This window comes from Acinetobacter lwoffii, assembly GCF_015602705.1.
Classification (GTDB): domain Bacteria; phylum Pseudomonadota; class Gammaproteobacteria; order Pseudomonadales; family Moraxellaceae; genus Acinetobacter; species Acinetobacter lwoffii_E.
Map to the genome: position 1 here is coordinate 2,437,255 of NZ_CP059081.1, position 19,849 is coordinate 2,457,103.

14 protein-coding genes, 2 pseudogenes and 1 riboswitch are annotated in these 19,849 nt (G+C 42.7%); of the genes and pseudogenes, 8 read left to right on the top strand and 8 right to left on the bottom strand.

The features are described 5' to 3' along the window. Positions 1–58: 58 nt before the first annotated feature. Positions 59–514, top strand: a complete 456-nt coding sequence (locus tag H0S56_RS11675) for an Hsp20 family protein (RefSeq protein ID WP_004732955.1) — start codon at positions 59–61, stop codon at positions 512–514. Positions 515–618: 104 nt separating this feature from the next. Beyond that, positions 619–1,137, top strand: coding sequence for a hypothetical protein (locus H0S56_RS11680; protein WP_195725133.1), 519 nt, complete (start codon positions 619–621; stop codon positions 1,135–1,137). A 76-nt stretch (positions 1,138–1,213) separates the two neighbouring features. Here the strand turns inward: H0S56_RS11680 and infC are convergent, their stop codons facing one another. The 4 genes and pseudogenes from infC to H0S56_RS11700 all read right to left on the bottom strand — a co-directional run bounded on the left by infC (position 1,214) and on the right by H0S56_RS11700 (position 6,384). Then, positions 1,214–1,765 (bottom strand): translation initiation factor IF-3, encoded by a 552-nt coding sequence (gene infC / locus H0S56_RS11685; RefSeq protein WP_071850398.1) that lies wholly within the window; start codon positions 1,763–1,765, stop codon positions 1,214–1,216. Positions 1,766–1,770: 5 nt separating this feature from the next. Next, on the bottom strand, positions 1,771–3,693 hold the full coding sequence (gene thrS, locus H0S56_RS11690) for a threonine--tRNA ligase (RefSeq protein ID WP_005107823.1): 1,923 nt from the start codon (positions 3,691–3,693) through the stop codon (positions 1,771–1,773). Between the two features lie 224 nt (positions 3,694–3,917). Further along, positions 3,918–5,087, bottom strand: a pseudogene (locus H0S56_RS11695) (alanine racemase). A 10-nt stretch (positions 5,088–5,097) separates the two neighbouring features. Beyond that, positions 5,098–6,384: pseudogene (locus H0S56_RS11700) on the bottom strand (D-arabinono-1,4-lactone oxidase). Positions 6,385–6,617: 233 nt separating this feature from the next. Here H0S56_RS11700 and H0S56_RS11705 point away from each other — a divergent pair. Continuing rightward, positions 6,618–8,258: an acyl-CoA synthetase gene (locus tag H0S56_RS11705; RefSeq protein WP_195725134.1), complete on the top strand. Its 1,641-nt coding sequence runs from the start codon at positions 6,618–6,620 to the stop codon at positions 8,256–8,258. A gap of 125 nt (positions 8,259–8,383) precedes the next feature. Here the strand turns inward: H0S56_RS11705 and trpB are convergent, their stop codons facing one another. Both trpB and H0S56_RS11715 read right to left on the bottom strand, forming a co-directional pair. After that, on the bottom strand, positions 8,384–9,628 hold the full coding sequence (gene trpB, locus H0S56_RS11710; RefSeq protein ID WP_004732965.1) for a tryptophan synthase subunit beta: 1,245 nt from the start codon (positions 9,626–9,628) through the stop codon (positions 8,384–8,386). After that, positions 9,609–10,253 (bottom strand): phosphoribosylanthranilate isomerase, encoded by a 645-nt coding sequence (locus tag H0S56_RS11715; RefSeq protein ID WP_195725135.1) that lies wholly within the window; start codon positions 10,251–10,253, stop codon positions 9,609–9,611. The genes trpB and H0S56_RS11715 overlap by 20 nt, the downstream gene beginning before the upstream one ends. Before the next feature lie 145 nt (positions 10,254–10,398). Beyond that, positions 10,399–10,609: riboswitch (cobalamin riboswitch) on the top strand. A 38-nt stretch (positions 10,610–10,647) separates the two neighbouring features. Here H0S56_RS11715 and H0S56_RS11720 point away from each other — a divergent pair. The 5 genes from H0S56_RS11720 (at position 10,648) to H0S56_RS11740 (ending at position 17,225) form a co-directional block, all read left to right on the top strand. Beyond that, complete coding sequence (locus H0S56_RS11720) at positions 10,648–12,483, top strand: TonB-dependent receptor plug domain-containing protein (protein ID WP_195725136.1); 1,836 nt, start codon at positions 10,648–10,650, stop codon at positions 12,481–12,483. A 102-nt stretch (positions 12,484–12,585) separates the two neighbouring features. After that, positions 12,586–13,170 carry a cob(I)yrinic acid a,c-diamide adenosyltransferase gene (locus H0S56_RS11725; RefSeq protein WP_004647509.1) on the top strand — a complete coding sequence of 195 codons (585 nt, stop codon included), beginning with the start codon at positions 12,586–12,588 and terminating at the stop codon, positions 13,168–13,170. Between the two features lie 142 nt (positions 13,171–13,312). Continuing rightward, positions 13,313–14,026, top strand: a complete 714-nt coding sequence (locus tag H0S56_RS11730; RefSeq protein WP_195725137.1) for a glycerophosphodiester phosphodiesterase — start codon at positions 13,313–13,315, stop codon at positions 14,024–14,026. 455 nt (positions 14,027–14,481) lie between these two features. After that, the gene (locus tag H0S56_RS11735; RefSeq protein ID WP_004647507.1) at positions 14,482–15,648 is read left to right on the top strand and encodes an acyl-CoA desaturase; all 1,167 of its coding nucleotides are present in this window, start codon (positions 14,482–14,484) and stop codon (positions 15,646–15,648) included. 131 nt (positions 15,649–15,779) lie between these two features. Then, positions 15,780–17,225, top strand: coding sequence for a protein adenylyltransferase SelO (locus tag H0S56_RS11740; RefSeq protein ID WP_195725138.1), 1,446 nt, complete (start codon positions 15,780–15,782; stop codon positions 17,223–17,225). Between the two features lie 55 nt (positions 17,226–17,280). Here the strand turns inward: H0S56_RS11740 and H0S56_RS11745 are convergent, their stop codons facing one another. Together H0S56_RS11745 and H0S56_RS11750 are read right to left on the bottom strand one after the other, a co-directional pair. After that, entirely contained in the window at positions 17,281–18,357 is a 1,077-nt protein-coding gene (locus tag H0S56_RS11745) for a DUF5723 family protein (RefSeq protein ID WP_171304322.1), read from the bottom strand. Positions 18,358–18,411: 54 nt separating this feature from the next. Next, the gene (locus tag H0S56_RS11750; RefSeq protein ID WP_227554897.1) at positions 18,412–19,818 is read right to left on the bottom strand and encodes a hypothetical protein; all 1,407 of its coding nucleotides are present in this window, start codon (positions 19,816–19,818) and stop codon (positions 18,412–18,414) included. Positions 19,819–19,849 lie beyond the last annotated feature (31 nt).

The following is a 19,849-nucleotide window of genomic DNA, read 5'->3' on the forward strand; positions in this document are numbered from 1 at the left end:
CATGACAGATCTTATTTTCTTGTTTTTATAACTTTGCTTTAGTGAGAAGGTTCTAATCATGAGTAACTTAAATCTTCATCCATTATTTCGTCGTAGTATTGGCTTTGATCGCTTGAATGACTTTATTGACTATGCCATGCAAAGCGATGCACCGAATTACCCACCGTATAATATCGAAAAGCGTGGTGAGAATAATTACCGCATCGTGGTGGCAACTGCGGGTTTTCGTCAGGAAGAACTCGACATTCGTCTGGAAAATAAGTTGCTGACCATCCTAGGCAAGCCTGAAAACCAGAGCAATGACAGTATTGAATTCCTGTACAAAGGCATTGCGCGACGTGCATTTAAATTGTCTTTACGTCTGGATGAATATATTGAGGTACAACAGGCAGACTATGAAAATGGTTTATTGATCATCGACTTGCAGCGCATTATTCCAGAAGAAAAATTGCCGCGTCAAATCCCGATTGGCAATAAACTGCTCATTGCAAACGATGAAAAATCAGTGGAATAAGCTTGATTAAGTACGCAAAGGAAGGTCCGAAAGGGCCTTTCTTTTTGGCTACAGATTACCTAAGCTCATTAAGGCAATACGCTTTCTGATCATAAAAATAAACCATGAATGCGCCAGAAAATATCCTGTTTCATCAAGCTAGCCCGATCATGCGCGCTACGGGATATTTGCTGTTTTGTTATCCGGTCGGAATATTTAGCATTTTTTATTTCAGCAGTGCACGTAGCAATTCCAGCTTTCTTCAAGGTCTGTTATTTTTATGGCAGGAGTCTCCTGGCTTTTATGTTTATATTGGCGGCTTTCTTGGTCTTTCGCTGCTTATGCTGGGAACTAAACTGAAAATCACCTCACACGCTATTTATTATACTTTGGCCGGTTTCCGCATCAGCCTGTGCTTAAAACGACATTCGGTACAGTATAGTTTTCTAAATCCACGCTATGCTTCTCTCAAAGCACATCTGAAACGTTGGCTCTATAACATGCCAGCACATGTGATTAGTCCACGCGATGGCACTTTGGATTTTAAATTGTGTCAGCCTGGTCTGATGAATCAAATTTGCCTCGGGTTTTTCCGGATTCAGCTATCGATGTTTTCCCGGCAGCAAGCCAGGGAAATTATTTAAGCTATGTACAATGCGTGGAATTTTAGAGCATAAAAAAAGCCCTGCATATGCAGGGCTTTTTTCGTTTAATGAGTGCTTACTTTTTCTTTTTAGGACCAAGTAACATACCCATTTGACGGCCTTCCATTTTCGGCATCTGCTCAACAGTACCGAATTCAGCCACGTCAGCTTCAATTTTTTGCAATTGAGCTAGACCCAACTGTTGGTGCGCCATTTCACGACCACGGAAACGAAGCGTGATTTTCACCTTGTTACCTTCTTCAAGGAACTTGATGATTGCACGTAGTTTTACGTTGTAATCGCCAACATCAGTACCCGGGCGTAGCTTGATTTCTTTCACCTGGACTTGATGTTGTTTTTTCTTCGCTTCTTTCTGCTTTTGCTTAAGATCAAACAAATGCTTGTTGAAGTCCATGATCTTACATACTGGTGGCTCAGCGTTTGCTACGATCTCTACAAGATCAAGCTCAACACTTTCTGCTGCGCGCAGGGCGTCAGCTAAGCTTACAATCCCTTTCTGCTCACCATTTTCGTCTACAAGACGGACTTCTTTCGCACGAATTTCATCATTCAAGGCAGGACGGTTTGATTTGTTACCGCCCTGTTGATTACGGTCAGGCTGTTTAATCGCTGTTACTCCACAATGTACCGGCCGCGTTCGGCTACGGCTGCTTTTACTAGGTCAACGAAAGCATCGATTGACATAGTACCCAAATTTGTTCCTGAGCGGGTACGCACGTTTACGGTGCCTTCCTCTACTTCACGGTCCCCAAGTACCAGTAAGTAAGGAATACGCTCTAATGTACGTTCACGAATCTTAAAGCCGATTTTCTCATTTCTCAAGTCAGAAATTGCACGGATACCGTTTTCTTTAAGTTTTGCGACGACTGACTCACATGCCTCAGCTTGAGAATCGGTAATGTTCATCACACACGCTTGCATTGGTGCCAACCAAGGTGGCATGAAGCCTGCGTAGTGTTCAATCAGTATACCAATAAAACGCTCGAAGCTGCCAAGAATTGCACGATGTAACATTACTGGCTGATCGCGGTCATTATCTTCAGTGACATAAGACGCATCCAGACGTTCTGGCAAGTTAAAGTCACACTGAATGGTACCACACTGCCAGACACGACCTAAGCAGTCTTTCAGAGAGAATTCAATCTTCGGACCGTAGAATGCGCCTTCGCCTGGTTGAAGTTCCCACTCAAGACCTGCAGCATCTAAAGCATCTGCCAAAGATTTTTCTGCCATATCCCAAAGCTTGTCATCACCCACACGTTTTTCAGGACGCGTCGACAACTTCATTTGTACTTCTTCAAAGCCAAAGTCTTTGTATACATCCAGTGTCAATTTGATAAAGTTTGCAACTTCAGGACCAATCTGTTCTTTGGTACAGAAAATGTGCGCATCATCTTGGGTAAAGCCACGTACACGCATAATGCCATGCAATGAACCCGATGGCTCGTTACGGTGACATGAACCAAACTCTGCCAAACGTACAGGAAGATCACGGTATGACTTCAAGCCTTGATTGAACACCTGTACGTGACAAGGACAGTTCATTGGTTTCACCGCATAGTTGCGGTTTTCAGAATGCGTGGTGAACATGTTGTCTGCATAGTTGGCAGCATGTCCCGATTTTTCCCACAGCGTGAAATCAACCACTTGTGGGGTACGGATTTCTTCGTAGCCATTGTCTTGCTGAACTTTACGCATGTATTGTTCAAGCACTTGGTAAATGGTCCAACCGTTTGGATGCCAGAACACCATACCCGGTGCTTCTTCTTGCATATGGAACAAATCAAGTGCTTTACCGATTTTACGGTGATCTCGTTTTTCTGCTTCTTCAATCCGTTTTACATAAGCCGCAAGCTGCTTCTTGTCTGCCCACGCTGTACCGTAAATACGTTGTAGCTGTTCGTTTTTCGCATCACCGCGCCAGTAAGCACCCGAGATTTTAGTCAGCTTGAACGATTTAAGGAATTTAGTGTTTGGAACGTGCGGACCACGACACATATCCAAATAATCCTGATGGTAGTACAAGCCCATTTGGGTTTCTTCAGGCATGTCTGCAATCAAGCGCAATTTGTATTCTTCGCCACGCGCAGTGAATTCAGCAATGACTTCATCACGCGGCGTCATTTTTTTCACAACATCATAGTCCTGATCGATGAGCTTTTTCATACGCTCTTCAATCGCTGCCATGTCGTCTAAGGTAAACGGACGTGGCATCCAGATGTCATAGTAGAAACCTTCTTCAATGACCGGACCAATGACCATCTTTGCTTCTGGGAACAGTTGCTTAACCGCATGACCGACCAAATGCGCGCAAGAATGGCGAATGATCTCAACACCGGCTTCGTCTTTAGGCGTGATAATTTGTAGTGTTGCATCTTCAGTGATGAGATCAGACGCATCAACCAAACGATCGTTGACACGACCAGCAACTGTATTTTTTGCAAGACCAGGACCAATGCTAAGTGCAACGTCCATCACAGATACGGCGTGATCAAACTGTTTTTGATCGCCATTTGGCAAAGTGATAATTGGCATAAGAAATCCTTAAGGAGTGATGCCCCGTACCATGGAGCATATCACCGCGAGATTATGATCGAGGCACAGCCTCAAAAGATAAAAACGGTGGATAAATAAAATCGATTCGAATTTTACACGGCTTGGCCGCATGATTAAACCTTTTCCCAATAAAAATAAGATTTACCGTCAAATCTGTGCCTGATCTTTAAAGGCTTAGGCTCATTTTTTAGTTCAAAATCTCGTTATTCCCGGAAAGTCTGCCACTGGAGAAACTTTCCCTCTACATAAACATACAGCTGGTAGAATTGCGGGATCAGCGTTTCACTTTGTGTCGGTCTTAAAAACACATAATCATCGACATGAATATCGCACTGCATGGGCACCTGAAGCATTTCCTGATTACTGCTGCGGCCATATAACACATGTAGCCGGCTTTTTTCAGGGTAGATATAATCCGCTCGCCAATAGCCGCCATAAATAAATACGGCTTTATCTTGATGTGGAAGATAATTTAGTAGTTCCAAACCGGGAATCTGGCTACAAGGCAACACTTTTAAAATGGGTGCGGCAATCCAGAGTGCACATTGCAGTTCAGCCAGATTCGCCAGATCAAAATCGCCTGGCTTGAGCAGCATCGAGCCAAAAGCCAGGTCATTACAGACACTTTGCTGGCAATGCTGCATAAAGGTCGGACTGCCACCGCCATTAAAACAGAGACCTTCATGCCATAAATCAGGGAATTGCTGCTGAATCATCGTTTTGTATTGTTGATACATCTGCTGCGATTGCTGATAACTTTTTTCAGGACTTTTCAGAATTTTTGGTAATTTGGCGACATGTGCATCATAGCCCATTAGACCCGAGAATTTGATATAAGCCGCGTTGTCCTGAATCAGCTCCATTAAGGCTATAAATTACTGCTGCGTTTGTACGCCGCCACGATGCAGCCCTACATCAATTTCAATATTGACATTCAGGCAGGTATTCAAGCTTTGCGCGAGTTGCAGATATTGTTTTAATCGTTCCACATCATCAATTAGCCATTGAATATTTCCTTGATCATTGATTTTATTTTGATCAGATAAAGTTTGATAAAAAGATTTTACCGCCTGAATCGGCATCGGTTTACCCAGCAAAATATCGGCCTGCGGAAACGTCCCAATAATTTCCATAAGATGCGGCAGATGAAACAGCATAAAGCGCTGGGTATTCAGCTTTTCACTGGCCAGTTTGAGTAGCTGAATGCTGGCTAAGGACTTCACCACTAGGCGTGGTTTTAACTTCGCAGGCAATTTTGACTGCACAACCTCCAGATTATGTCGATATTGCGCCAAATCCAGAATCAGTTGCGGTGTGCCAGTTCCCTGCTGTTTTAAGTCTTGTGTCAGTTGCTGAAAATAATTCGATTGCATCACCCTCTCCTCATTTACCAGACAAAAACAGTTGCTTTAGGTACGGATTGAGCCATTTTTGCTGCGGATCCAGTTGCTGACGCAACGCCATAAAATCCTCCCATTTTGGGTAGAGTTCGCGCAGCGAAGCGGCGCTCATGCTATGCAACTTGCCCCAATGCGGTCGTCCCTGATATTTCTGAAAAATCGGTTCGACCAGATCAAAGATCGCGTGATAATCCTGTTTATAAAATTGATGAATCGAAATGGAGACCGAATCGCGCTGATAAAAAGGACTTAGCCAGATCTCATCGCCTTTGACATAACGGAACTCGATCGGGAAAAACATCGGCACCTTATGCTTCCTTAAAGTCGCTAAAACCTCTTCCAGACATTGCAAACCTTGCTTAACCGGAATCTGATATTCCATTTCATTAAATTTGGTATTACGCGGGGTGGGGAAAATGCGATGCGACCAATCGACATAGCAGGTCGGTTTGACAAAGACACCGAGCAATTTTTGCAGATAAGGATTCGTAGCAGGCAACTTTCAAGTCAATTCTGAACACAAGGTCAGCAAGGCATCTTCCGAAGGCCAGCTCTCTGTTCTCGGCTGAATGGTTGCATCCGTTTCATCCAGAGTTTTCAGCATCACTTGATCGGCATGTAAAAAAGCCCAAAATTCAATATGCCGGTGCTGATGTTTCCATTGATCAATATGGGTAAATATGTCTTTTAATGAACAGAGCCGAATCTGTTCTTTTAGTTTATATCGTGGTCGATTTTGCAGGGTAATTTGGGTCAACACCCCCAAACTACCCAGCGCTACCCGTCCAGCCTGAAATATCTCAGCATTCTGCTGACGATAACATTGCAACAGCTCGCCATCTGCGGTCAGCAATTCAAAGCCTTCCACGAAAGCAGAGATGCAAGGTAAATCGATGCTCGTGCCATGCGTTCCAGTCGAAATCGCTCTGGCCAGACTTTGCTGGTCTATATCGCCCTGATTGATTAAGGCCTGATTGATCGGTGTCAGATCTTTCCCCAAATCATATAAACGCGTACCGGCGTACACGGTGCACTGTGTTTTCTCTTGATCAAAGGCAACGATACCTTTTAACAAATCGAGATTAAGCAACACCTCATCTGTTTTGGCCAATGGGCTAAATGAATGTCCTGCACCCACTGCACGAATGTGTGCATGGGTCTTCACTAAACTTTGTAATTCACTGATCTGGCTGGGCTGAACAATCCGAGCGGCACTGAACTGGCTCCCCGACCAGTTTCGCCAGACGTCATTCGCCTGTTGTATTTTCATTATTCTTCCTGGGCTCATATTATTTTAATGGCTGAACTAGAGTAAAATACCTAAAAAATCAAACTTGGGAACCCATGCGTTCAAAACATTTAAGCAGGGTTAAATATTTTTATTAATATTCAAATACTTAAAATTTGTAAAATCGTACTCGACTAAAGCATAAATGCAAGATTTCTGAGAAATACATATCTTTTCAACAGGATATGAAAATAAATATAGAACGGAGTTTTACAATGGTTAGCGCATATGATGAATTACCGCGTACCCCCGCGAATTTTGTAGCCTTATCACCTTTACGCTATCTTGATCGTGCAGCTTATATCTATCCAAACCAGAACGCGATTATTCACGGTAAGCGTCGTATTACCTGGCGTGAGAAATACAACCGTTGTCGTCAGTTTGCCAACCAACTCCAAAAATTAGGCATCGGTAAAAATGATACCGTGTCTGTCCTGCTGCCTAACGTCCCTGCCATGATCGAAGCGCATTTTGCTGTACCAATGGCAGGTGCCGTCCTGAATACCTTAAATACCCGTCTGGATGCCAAGACCCTTGCTTTCATGCTGGAACATGCTGAGAGCAAAGTATTATTGGTTGATCCTGAATTTACTGCACTTGCGACTGAAGCACTCGCTCTAGTTTCACAAGACATTTATGTCATTGATGTGGCTGATGCAGAGTTTGAAGGTGAAGACCAGCGTATTGGCCAAATCGAATATGAAGACTGGATTGCGCAAGGCGATGCAAACTTTGAATGGCATTTACCTCAAGATGAATGGGATGCCATCAGCTTAAGTTACACTTCTGGGACCACCGGCAACCCGAAAGGCGTGGTCTATCATCATCGTGGTGCCTACATTAACGCAGCCAGTAATATTATTGCCTGTGGCATGACACCACGTGCCACCTATTTATGGACACTGCCGCTATTCCACTGTAATGGCTGGTGCTTTGCCTGGACCATGGCGGCCAACGGTGGAACCAACGTTTGCTTGCGTAAAGTTGATGCTGAACTGATCTTTAAACTGATTGCCGAACATAAAGTCGATTACTTCTGTGGGGCACCGATTGTCCTGTCGATGCTGATTAACACACCTGAAGAGAAAAAGACCAAAATTGATCACCGTGTCGAAGTGATGGTGGCGGGTGCCGCACCTCCAGCTGCGATTATCGAAGGCATGCGCAATATCGGTATTAATGTAACGCATGTTTATGGCTTGACTGAAACCTATGGCCCTTCTGCCCTATGTGCATCTCAGGCAGGCTGGAGTGATTTATCCATTCAGGAACAGGCGCAGTTGCACTCCCGTCAGGGCGTACCGTATCCATTGCAAGATGGCATGAAAGTACTTGATCCGGATACCATGCAGGAAGTGCCACACGATGGCCAGACCATGGGTGAAATCATGTTCCGTGGCAATATCGTGATGAAAGGCTATCTGAAAAATCCTGAGGCGACAGCAGAAGCCTTTGCGGGAGGCTGGTTCCATACAGGAGATCTGGCAGTTTGCCAACCGGATGGCTATGCCAAAATTACCGACCGCTCTAAAGACGTGATTATTTCCGGCGGAGAAAATATTTCTTCACTTGAAGTGGAGGAAGTGCTGTATCAGCATCCGGCGGTGCTGACTGCGGCGGTAGTCGCCAAGCCTGATCCACGCTGGCAGGAAGTTCCTTGTGCCTTTATCGAACTCAAAGAAGGAAAAAAAGCCACAGAAGAAGAAATTATGGAATTCTGCCGTGAGCATCTGGCCCGTTTTAAAGTGCCTAAGGATGTGGTGATTACCGAAATTCCAAAAACTTCGACCGGAAAATTGCAGAAATTTGTTTTACGTGAATGGGCCAAAGAGCGCGCGCAAGGTGAATTCTCTTAATTCCATACAAACGTGTTCTTTCAAAATCTACTCAATAAAAAATCGTGCTAAGAAAACTTAGCACGATTTTTTATTGAAATAACCTCTCCCAAACCCTCTCCTGCAAGGAGAGGACTTTAAGGAACTTACATCTCAACCATTTCTACCCCATCAATGCGTGCCACAGTCATCAAGTCTTTATCACCACGACCTGAAACCGTCGCAATAATAATCTGATCCTTGTCCATGGTCGGTGCAAGTTTAGTGACATAAGCCATAGCATGTGCGCTTTCTAACGCCGGAATAATGCCTTCAATCTTGGTCAAGTCGCGGAAACCCTGTAAAGCTTCCTGATCATTGATCGGCACGTATTTCACGCGATCCATATCTTTCAGAAAACTATGTTCCGGACCCACACCCGGATAATCCAGACCTGCAGAAATTGAATGGGTTTCGATGATCTGGCCTTGCGCATCCGACATCAGGTAAGTTCGGTTACCATGCAGGACACCGACATGACCGGCATTCAATGGCGCAGAGTGCTTGCCTGATTCAATCCCATGACCTGCTGCTTCAACACCATACATTTTCACGTCTTGGTCATTCAGGAATGGATAGAACAAGCCCATTGCATTAGATCCACCACCGACACATGCCACTAGGGCATCTGGTAAACGGCCAGCCTGTTCCAAAATTTGACGGCGTGCTTCACGACCGATGATCGACTGGAAATCACGAACCAGCTGCGGATATGGGTGTGGACCTGCCACGGTACCAATCACATAATAGGTTGAATCAACATTGGTCACCCAGTCACGCATGGCTTCGTTCATGGCATCTTTTAAGGTTTTAGAGCCACTTTCTACCGGCACAACCGTCGCGCCTAATAAACGCATACGGTAGACGTTCATCGCCTGACGTTTTACATCGTCTGCGCCCATGAATACTACACATTCAAGACCTAAACGTGCTGCAATTGTTGCCGTTGCTACACCATGCTGGCCTGCACCTGTTTCGGCAATAATACGTTTCTTGCCGGAAAGCTTCGCCAGCAAAGCCTGACCGATTGTATTATTTACTTTGTGCGAACCGGTATGGTTCAGGTCTTCACGTTTCAGGTAAATCTGTGCGCCACCCAACTCTTTCGACCATCGCTCAGCATGATATAAAGGACTCGGACGACCGACGTAAAACGCCATGTCACGGTCAAATTCTGCCAAAAACTGCGCATCATCTTTCATACGGAAATAGAGCTTTTCCAAGTCTTCTAAAGCCGCCATGAGTGTTTCTGACACAAAACGTCCGCCATGAATACCGAAATGCCCGCGTTCATCCGGGAATTGGGTATAGTCAACTGCCTGACTGTTCTGGCTAGTACTTTGCTGATCCACGATGGACTCCTTGCATAAAGCGTTCTATGAGTTGTTGGTCTTTAATACCTTTTGCGGACTCGACACCGCCACTCACATCGACGGCATACGCCTGTGTGGTGAGAATTGCCTGTTCAATATTGTCAGGATTTAAACCGCCTGCCAAGACCAAGGGAAGATTGAGTTTGGGAAATGTGTCCCAATCGAAGCTGTGCCCTGTGCCACCTTTCAGATCAGGATGCCATGCATCTAATAGCACTGCGCTTGCGCCTGCATCTTGATAACCTTGAATTTCTGCGACTGCATCCAGATCAGGTTTTACCTGAATGGCTTTATACCAACGGCGTCCGACCTGTTGGGCGATGGCCTGACATTGTTCAGGCGTTTCATCGCCATGAAATTGCAAAATATCCAGCGGTATTTTATTTAAAATCGCCTGGATTTCATCTGCGTGACTATTCACAAATAAACCCACCGCCTGTACATAAGCTGGAACCGACTGAATCAGGATTTCAGCCTGCTCTAAAGTGACATGCCGCGGACTCGGTGGATAAAATACAAATCCTATCGCGTCACAGCCAGCATTGGCTACGGCATGTACATCTTCAACTCGGGTGATTCCACAAATTTTGGCACGGGTTCGCATATTATGTTGGCTCTAGATCTACCAATGTATTGAACAATCTGTAAGATTGGGGCAAATCATTGTAATGCAATTTTTCTGACTTGCGTAAAAGTTCATCCGGATTATTCTCGATGCAGATTGTTTATAAGGCATACAAACTTTATACTGCGCTCACTTTGCAGCAAGTCCAAGCCTTCAGGCTTTAGGGAAGCTGGTGTAAATCCAGCACTGCCCCCGCAACGGTAAAAAATGAAACGTCTATCAATTTAAACTCTTCGGTTTACACCACTGCATCTTGATGTGGGAAGGTGGATATACAGCAAAGTCGCTGCTTTGCACATTTAAGTCCGGAAACCTGCTTGTTGTGTTCTATAACTCAATCATTCACGGGGAAGTGAATGTAGGGAGCTTTAACATGTCACTTCATTGTCAACCTACTGCCTTAGTAGGTGCGATCGCACTTGCGTTGGGTTTTACTTCATCTGTCCATGCCGCCGAGCAAAAAGTTGCAAAAGCATCTTTAGATACCATTGTGATCACGGCATCACGCAGCGAACAAAATATTGAAAATGTACCAGCGCGTATTTCGATTATTGAACCTGTAATTCTTGAGCAATCACCTCTTAAAGCACTACCAGATTTACTCAAAACAGACCCAAGTATTAATGTCGTGCAATCGGGTGGTTATGGCCAGCAAACTTCTATTTTTTTACGCGGTACCAATTCCAATCAAGTTTTAGTACTACGTGATGGTGTTCGTTTAAATACAGCCACCACAGGTGCAGCGTCTATTCCTTTTTTAGACACCACTGATCTTAAACAAATTGAAGTCTTAAAAGGCCCTGCGTCTGTGCTTTATGGTACAGACGCAATTGGTGGTGTAGTGCAGTTTGTAACAAAAACGCCTGAAAAAACGAGTGCCTTTGTAACAGGTGAAATTGGTGAGAATCAAACCTACAAATCAATTATTGGGGCTGACTTGGCAGAAAATGGGGTGTATGCGCAGATTCGCGGTCAAGTTTTAGAAACTGACGGCACACCTGTATTCAATATCAATGACAACCGTGACTACAGTTATGATCAAAAAGGCTATAGTGCAAAATTCGGTATTGAAAAAGAGCGTTATGCAACATCACTCGATTACAGTCAAAATTCAGGAAATGTCCAATACAGTAATTGGGGTGCATTTTCCAGCCAAGATTTTGAAAATAAAATTGTAAACTTAAAAGGTCGTATTAACCCAACACAAGCCACTGAAATTAATGCACGTCTATCTCAGTTTAAAGATGACTTAGATCAGGTCACATCAAGCAGCTTTGTACATAGCACCACGCAAGAAGCAGAAATCTATGGCAAATGGAATTTCACAGCAGCACAAAATGTTTTACTGGGCATTACCCAGCGTAATACCGATGCAAAAACCCAGGCTATTGATGAAGATATTAATTCAACAGGCTACTATATTCAGCATCAGTATCAGACAAATAGCTTAAGCACTCAGATGGGTGTGCGTGTCGAAGATAACGAAAAATTTGGCTCACATACCGTTGCACAAGGTGGTATCCGTTATCAATTGCTCCCTAATACCAGCATTTATACCAATATTGGTTCAGCATTTAAGGCACCGACTTTAAATGATATGTATGCTTTTGGCGGCAATGATCAACTGAAGCCTGAAGAAAGCATTTCGTATGAAATGGGGATAGATCAAAAACTTCCATTAAATATTTTAGTAGGTGCTTCCGCTTTCTATACGGAAGTCGATAATTTAATTAATTCGGAATGTATTATTGATTGTGGAGAAGAGTGGCTTCCAACTACTGTTTACCAAAACCAAAACATTGATGAAGCCAAGATGACTGGCGGCGAATTGACGGCACAATGGGCAAAAGATCAGTTCTTTATTAATGCCGGTTACACTTATGTCAAAACTGAAGATACGAAACAGAATTCAGAGCTATTACGTCGCCCTCGTCAGTCATTCACTGTATCGACAGGTCTACAAAATGCCGATTACGGTTTAAGTGCTGCACTGGTAGCAAAATCGAAAGCGAAGGACTTTAGTCGTGATATTCCAGGTTATGCACGTGTTGACTTAAATGCATATTGGAATATTAATCCAACAGTTAAACTGTTTACTAACATTGAAAATGTCGGTGATGTGAAATACAAAACTGTGCATAGCGCTGGCGACCAGTACTATGTGAACGGTGGCCGTCTCGCTTCTGCAGGTATCACCTTTAAATACTAAGCTCTAAACAGCAAAAAACTTTAAAACAGCGCAGTTTATGGATAATGTTATGACCGACATTATCCTTTTTTATTATCTTCATTAAAAATTCAAGGAACACATATGGGCCACCGTTTAAGCAAAATCTACACCCGCACAGGCGATTCAGGTACCACAGGACTCGGTGATGGCTCACGTGTTGCCAAAGATGATTTGCGTATCACAGCACTCGGCGATGTCGATGAACTGAATGCCGTGATTGGCGTATTACGCGCACAAATTTCAGCAAGCAACATTGAAGATCAAGCCGCTTGGGATAAATCTTTAAGCCTGATCCAGCACTGGTTATTTGATCTGGGCGGTGAAGTGTGTATTCCGGGTTTTAATCTGGTGCAACCGGTATCGATTGAGTTTCTGGAAAATGATATCGACCGCATGAATGAAGCTTTGCCGATGTTAAAAGATTTTATTCTGCCTGCTGGAACGTTGGTGTGCAGCTTTGCCCATCAGGCCCGCGCTGTTTGCCGTCGTGCAGAACGCAGCGTGATGTCGGTACATCACCGTGACCAAAACATTCAGGCAGCGTCACTACAACTACTTAACCGTTTATCGGACTGGTTATTTGTTGCATCGCGCACCCTGCAACGCGCTGAGGGCGGTTCCGAAGTGCTGTGGCAAAAAAACATCAATGACAGCATCGAAAAGTAAAATTATGTTTCAAGTTAGCATCTAAAAATACACCTCAGATGTCTCTTGATTTTACAGAGCATCTGACGAAAATAGAAAGTGTCATCCTTCTGTCACGTAGCCCTCGCAAAATGAACTTAACTTTCCCACTCATGAGCATTTTATGCGCATAATTGGTCATCGTGGTGCACGTGGCGAAGCCCCTGAAAATACCTTGGGCGGTTTTCAATATATTCAGGAGATCGGCATTCGCGCCGTTGAGTTTGATGTCCGTCAGCTCAAAGACAACGCCTTAATTATCATGCATGATGACGACTTTGTGCGCACCACCGGCTTGCAGAAGCATCTATACGAGTGTAACCGTCAAGATCTTACCCAATATAATCACGCAGTGGCCTGGTCAGAATGGAATAAAATCGAAGCGACCCCACTGCTCGATCAAACCTTAAATGTCATTCGAAATTTTGAGCATATTGAAGTCGAAATCAAAAGCGTAGCATCTGAAGAAGCAGCTGAAAAAATCGCGTTTGAAGTCGAACAGCAGTTACAAGGTTATGAGCAGGCAGCTATTATTACCAGCTTTGATGCCAAAATTCTGGATGCTTTCAAACAGCAAAACTCACGTTTAAAACGTGGTTTATTGATTGAGACCGATATCAAACATCAGGCTATTGATCAGGCACTGGAACTTGGATGCTGTCATATTGGCTGGATGGATGAACTGGCCAGTAAAGACCTGATTCAGGCTACGCAGGCTGCCGAGTTGAATATCAGTGTCTGGACGGTCAATGATGTCACCCGAGCTAAACAGCTGCGAGACTGGGGCATTCAGGGGCTGATTACCGATTATCCAAAATTGATGCTGCAACAACTCTGAACAATTTCTCTTAAAATAATCTCTCTTAGCCTTAATTGATCTAGGTATTTCTTGATCCAGTTCATTTCGACAATACAATAATGAAAGTGTGAATGTTCCTTAATCAGATTTTATTTGAAAGTGAAATTAAGTTGCCCAACCTCTATATTCTGCAAATTTCCTGATAGTATTGTAGAAATTATGAACAACTATTTTCCTCTGATTCATTCGGTTTCCATTTTCTGAAAGAGTGATAATCCTCAGTCACTTAGTCGGAAATCAGAACCCGTCTACGCTCGCAAAATGGTCACTTCTGCCCTACTTATTCTGTTACCGACAAGTACAATACAACCGTACAATAATGCTAGTGATGCCTTAGGGCACATGCTAATATGGACAAGATAGGCTGCTGTTAAAACCAACAGTAGTTTCTGCTTTTTGTTATACCTTCCGAGGTTCTAGGAGTGCTGTTGGAGATGAATGCTCCCTTACCCAAAGCCCCCATCAACTGGATTGCTGTGTTTGCATTGGTATTTTTACCGATTGTAGCCCTGATTGCGATTCCGTTGTATGCGTATCACCATGATTTTAGCGCTGCCGCTTGGATCAGTATGTTTGTTTTACTGGGCGTAAGCAGCCTCGGCATTACAGCAGGATACCATCGCCTGTGGGCACATCGTGCTTATGAAGCCACTTTACCATTAAAAATCATCTTGATGATTATGGGTACATTTGCTGTACAGAACAGTATTTTATTCTGGGCATCTGGTCACCGTACCCATCACCGTCATGTCGATGATGTTGATCAAGACCCGTACTCGATCAATAAAGGCTTCTGGTATGCACACATTGGCTGGATGTTACGTGATTATCCATCAGGTGCAGCCAACTATAAAAATGCGCCAGATCTGTTAAAAGACAAAGTGGTGATGTTTCAGGACAAATACTACGTTCCTTTAGTGATTGCTGTTCATGCTGCGATTTTATTGCCAATTGGCTGGGCAGTCGGCGATGTCTGGGGCGTGTTGCTGTTGGGTGGATTAATGCGTTTAATCCTGAGCCATCATGTGACCTTCTTCATTAACTCACTGTGCCACATGTGGGGAAATCGTCCTTATACCGATGAAAATACTGCACGTGACAACTTCGTACTCGCGGTTGCAACTTGGGGTGAGGGTTATCACAACTATCACCACATTTTCCAATACGATTACCGTAACGGCGTGAAATGGTGGCAGTACGATCCAACTAAATGGTTGATCTGGACTTGTTCTAAACTTGGTTTAGCTAAAAACTTGCGCCGTATTCCTAGCTTTAATATCAAAAAAGCGGAATTGGCGATGAAGTTTAAATATGCCGAACAAGATCTTGCGGTATATGGCCATGATGTTTCTGAAGATATCTCGGCGGTAAAAACCAAAATCGCACAGGAATATGATGCATTTACCCAAACTTTAAATGACTGGGCGAAGTTGAAAGAACAGGAAATTCAGGTCAAGAAAGCATCTATGGCTGAAAAAATTCACCAGATGGATGACAAGCTGAAAGTTGAATTCCAGCTGGTTGAACAGCGTCTTTCTCATCATCGTCAAACCTTGAATCTACTGGTTCGTAATTTGAAAAAGTCTGCAGTTTCTCAATAAAAGCTGTTGAACACTAAAGCCCCGATTGGGGCTTTTTTTATGTCCGAAAGATAACGTGACTCTCGCTTATACAACAGTTTTATACAGCTATCTTTGTTATAGTAAATTTATTCCAATCCTGTACTGATGCCATGTATTTTAACTCTCGCTATCAAACACTGCCCGCCCGCCTCTATCACCATCAAGTTCCGCTGCCGTTAAAAGGTGCGAAAGCCGGACATTTTAATGCAGCTTTAGCAGAGCAACTGCAATGGTCGGATGAAGACAAGGCGCAATGGGTCGAGATTTGTAGTGGTCAGAAAGTTTTTACTGAATTTGAACCCTTGGCTATGGTCTATGCAGGTCATCAGTTTGGACAATGGGCAGGACAGTTGGGAGATGGTCGCGGGTTGTTGATTGCGCAAATTCTGGATAAAAATAATCAGACCATTGACCTGCATTTAAAAGGTGCTGGTGCAACCCCTTATTCACGCATGGGCGATGGTCGTGCAGTACTGCGTTCAGTCATTCGTGAGTATCTGGCAGGTCATGCCTTAAATGCTTTAGGTGTAGCATCCAGTAATGCAGTTGGTTTTACTTCATCAATCCAAGGTATTCAGCGTGAGAAGCTAGAGCCGGGCGCGATGATGTTGCGTACTTCAGACTGTCATATCCGTTTCGGCCATTTTGAATGGATCAATCAGTATCAGCCAGATCTACTAGCTGAATTTATCCAGAAATGTATCGAATGGCATTATCCAGAATGCCTGCAAGCCGAACAGCCGATTCTGAGCTTTGCCACAAAAGTTATTCAGCGCACTGCGGTGATGATTGCCAAATGGCAACTGGTTGGTTTTGCACATGGCGTGATGAATACTGACAACCTGAATATTACCGGTTCAACTTTGGACTTTGGTCCTTATGGCTTTATGGAGCGCTTCCGTCCGAACTGGATCAATAACCACTCGGATTATCAAGGGCGTTATACCTATCAGCAGCAGCCAAGTATCGGACATTGGAATTTGTGGCAATGGTTAAATAATCTGGTGCCGCTCTGCCCTACAGATTATGACAAAGAACAATGGAAACAGGATTTGGCAGCATGTCTGGAGCACTATGAGCCAACATTCTTAGAGCATTATAAATATGGTTTAAATCAGAAAATGGGCTTGCCAAGTTTCCATAAAGACAGTTTTGATTGTGCGATGGCATTTCTGCGAATTTTGCAAAGTGAGCAACTGGACTACACCCAGAGTTTTATCCGTCTGCAAAATAAAGACTATGAAGCCATTAAAGATGATTGCTTAGACCGTCGTCAGTTTGAAGCATTTTTGACGCAATATGAAAGCATTCGAGAACAACAGGATATTGAAGAGTTACACGCCGCCATGCACTTGATCAATCCACATTATATTCTGCGTAATCACATGGCACAGAAAGCCATTGAACTGGCAGAGCGGGATGATTTTTCTGAAGTCGACCGCCTGTTTAAATTACTCAGTCAACCTTATCTGAAACAGTCAGATCTGGAACAGCCTGAAGATTTAGCGCCATTGCCGAGTGACGTGCCTGAAGTCATGGTGAGTTGTTCTTCTTAATAAAAACGAAGCATATCGCTCCGTTTTTATTAGAAAATTTTAATGTTGAAAGATTTTACCAGTAATATTGAGCATATAAAGAGGCACTAAAACGATGTGCCTGATTGCTCTCTAAATTGTCAGTCATATATTTAGCACCAAAATTTTTATGCTGTATTGATAATCCCCAAGCTTGTGTTTGCGGCTCTATATGCAGTCCATATTTTAATTGTTCCATTTTCCAAAAGGCATTGAGTTGAGCTAATGTTATATATTCATTTGAAAAACTACTAATGCTCGCACTCCAAGGCTTAGTTTGAACATCATAGCTAATTTCCGAACTTAATTTAAAAGGCAGTTTTTGACGATACTGTTTGCTCTTACTTAATTGTCCACTTAGATCCATTCGAGGACGCTGATTTTGATCGTAATAAAGATTGTAGCGTGTAAATGGAGCCTTATCCCAATATAAGTAACCGAGTAAATCATCGACCTGAAGATTAATATTCCAATCTTTTTTGATTTGCCCATGTAAACCAAAATCTAGGCCATAGCCATAACCTTTACTGGTTCTTCCATCCCAACCTAATTCTTCTTCTTTTAAAGCAGGACGGTCATAACTATAATCCAATGAACCATTTAACCAAGCTACTCGATCCATCAATTCAGTCAAATTGGTTGTTTGTCCTGTTGCTTGAAATTTACCATCCACATAATGACGGCCGATGAGAGCCGTTGCTCCTGTCACAATTGTCCAATCAGGATGAACTTTCCAATCATAGGCAAAACGAGTTCCCACCGTTTCGACATGCTGAGCTTCTAATTCCAATTGATTATGTTTATTTGCATCAATTAACTGATCATTTTCAATTTGATAATATAACTTTGCCATATCATCACTAAAATGAATCTGATAGTCATAAGCCCAAACCCAACCTACAGTCCAATTATCCTGTTTGGTTTCTAATTTCATTTTCCCATGTGCAAAGGCATTATTGCCTTTTTTAAAATTAGGGGTTTCCCAACCATTTAAAAAGGCATGTACACTAACAGGCTCACTATAAATATCAGCATTTATACTGTATTGAATCGTTTTTTCCGCATAAGCAGAGCATGGCAAACTTACGGCCAATATGAATAAATTTTTTTTCATTAGATATAAAAGAAGACAGCAAATGCTGCCTTCTTCTCAAAGTTAAGTTTTAGATTAAGGAGCGATATAAATTATTGTGCCATCATTAAATTTCACCACATATTGCCCAGATGAGTTTTTAGTGAGGTCCCCGTAACTTTTTCCTGCAACCATAATATTCGCTGAAGTAAAACCCTGTACATCTGCAATACTGATGGATGCTCCATTTTTATGCTTAATTACACCCGCAATAACTTGATATTCTTGATCTAAGTCTTTTGCAGTTAACTCAATATCCAATGCATTTTTATCAACGACAACGGCAACAGTAGCTGTGCCTTTGGTAAATTCAGCACGTTTTGCAGTAATATCAATGCTAAATGGTGTAGGTACTGCATTAGCACCTTTTAAGTTACCGCTTAATTTGACATTTAAATTCGCATTGATGAAATTAGTCGATGTTTCCTGCCCAGCACTCACATCAATAGCTTTAGATAAATCATTATTCAAATTGAATTTAGCTTCTAAATTCAACGATTCCTGCTGATAACTTACAAGACCTTTCAGCACCAACTCAGATGGAATCAATTGTTCTAAAGTTTCAACACCATTATCAAATTTAGCTTTGCGTGCAATTAAAGAAACTTCTGCTAAATTGGCTTTCACATCTGCACTTTCAAACAAAAGTCCTTTTAAATTCATTGTGGCTTGATTCGGAATATCTTCACGGTTTTCCATTGTATCTGCGGTAGCATAAACCATAGATGCTGTACTATCTGCAGTGAAACTAAAACTCGCAGTTTGATTTTTAAGATTCTTGGTAGAAATTTTTCCATTATTCTGAATCTTATAATTATAAGTTGTACGTGCGGTATCAATAAACGGTGCTTCTAAGACCAAATTTGATACTGTAACTTCAGCATCATCACCATAAATTGAATATGCAGGATCGTTATACCAATTTGCATTATTCCAAGCATTGTCCGCTGTAACTTTATCCCAATCAAAATCTTGCCAATATTGGACACTAGCATCACCTGAAATAGTAATAGAAGTACCCGTAACATTAGCCTTTAAAGTATTGCTCTTAAATTTAAAATTATATGCATCATCCTGATTAATTAAATCCTGAATTTGTTGTGCTGTATAAGTCTTGGTCTGCCCCTGTGCATTCTCAGTAACAACCTCTGCAATCACTAATAATAAGTTTGTTGCACGGCTCAAATCTGAAGATGTGTTATTTATTACTTCTGCAGGAACTTTATATTGATCAGCAATATTTTGAAAACCATCATAATAAGAAATGATAGCATTGGTGGTTTTAACAAGTTGTTTTGCTTTTTCTAAATCCGAAGCAGGTGTCGTTACCTCTCCCCCATTTGCTCCGCTAGGTGAAGATGATTCGCTTCCACTCCCACCTCCACCACAAGCCACTAAAAACACAGAGCAACTTAGTACTAGTAATGTTTTTTTTAAAATCATTTTACCCCAACCCTCTAAAAATTATAAATAA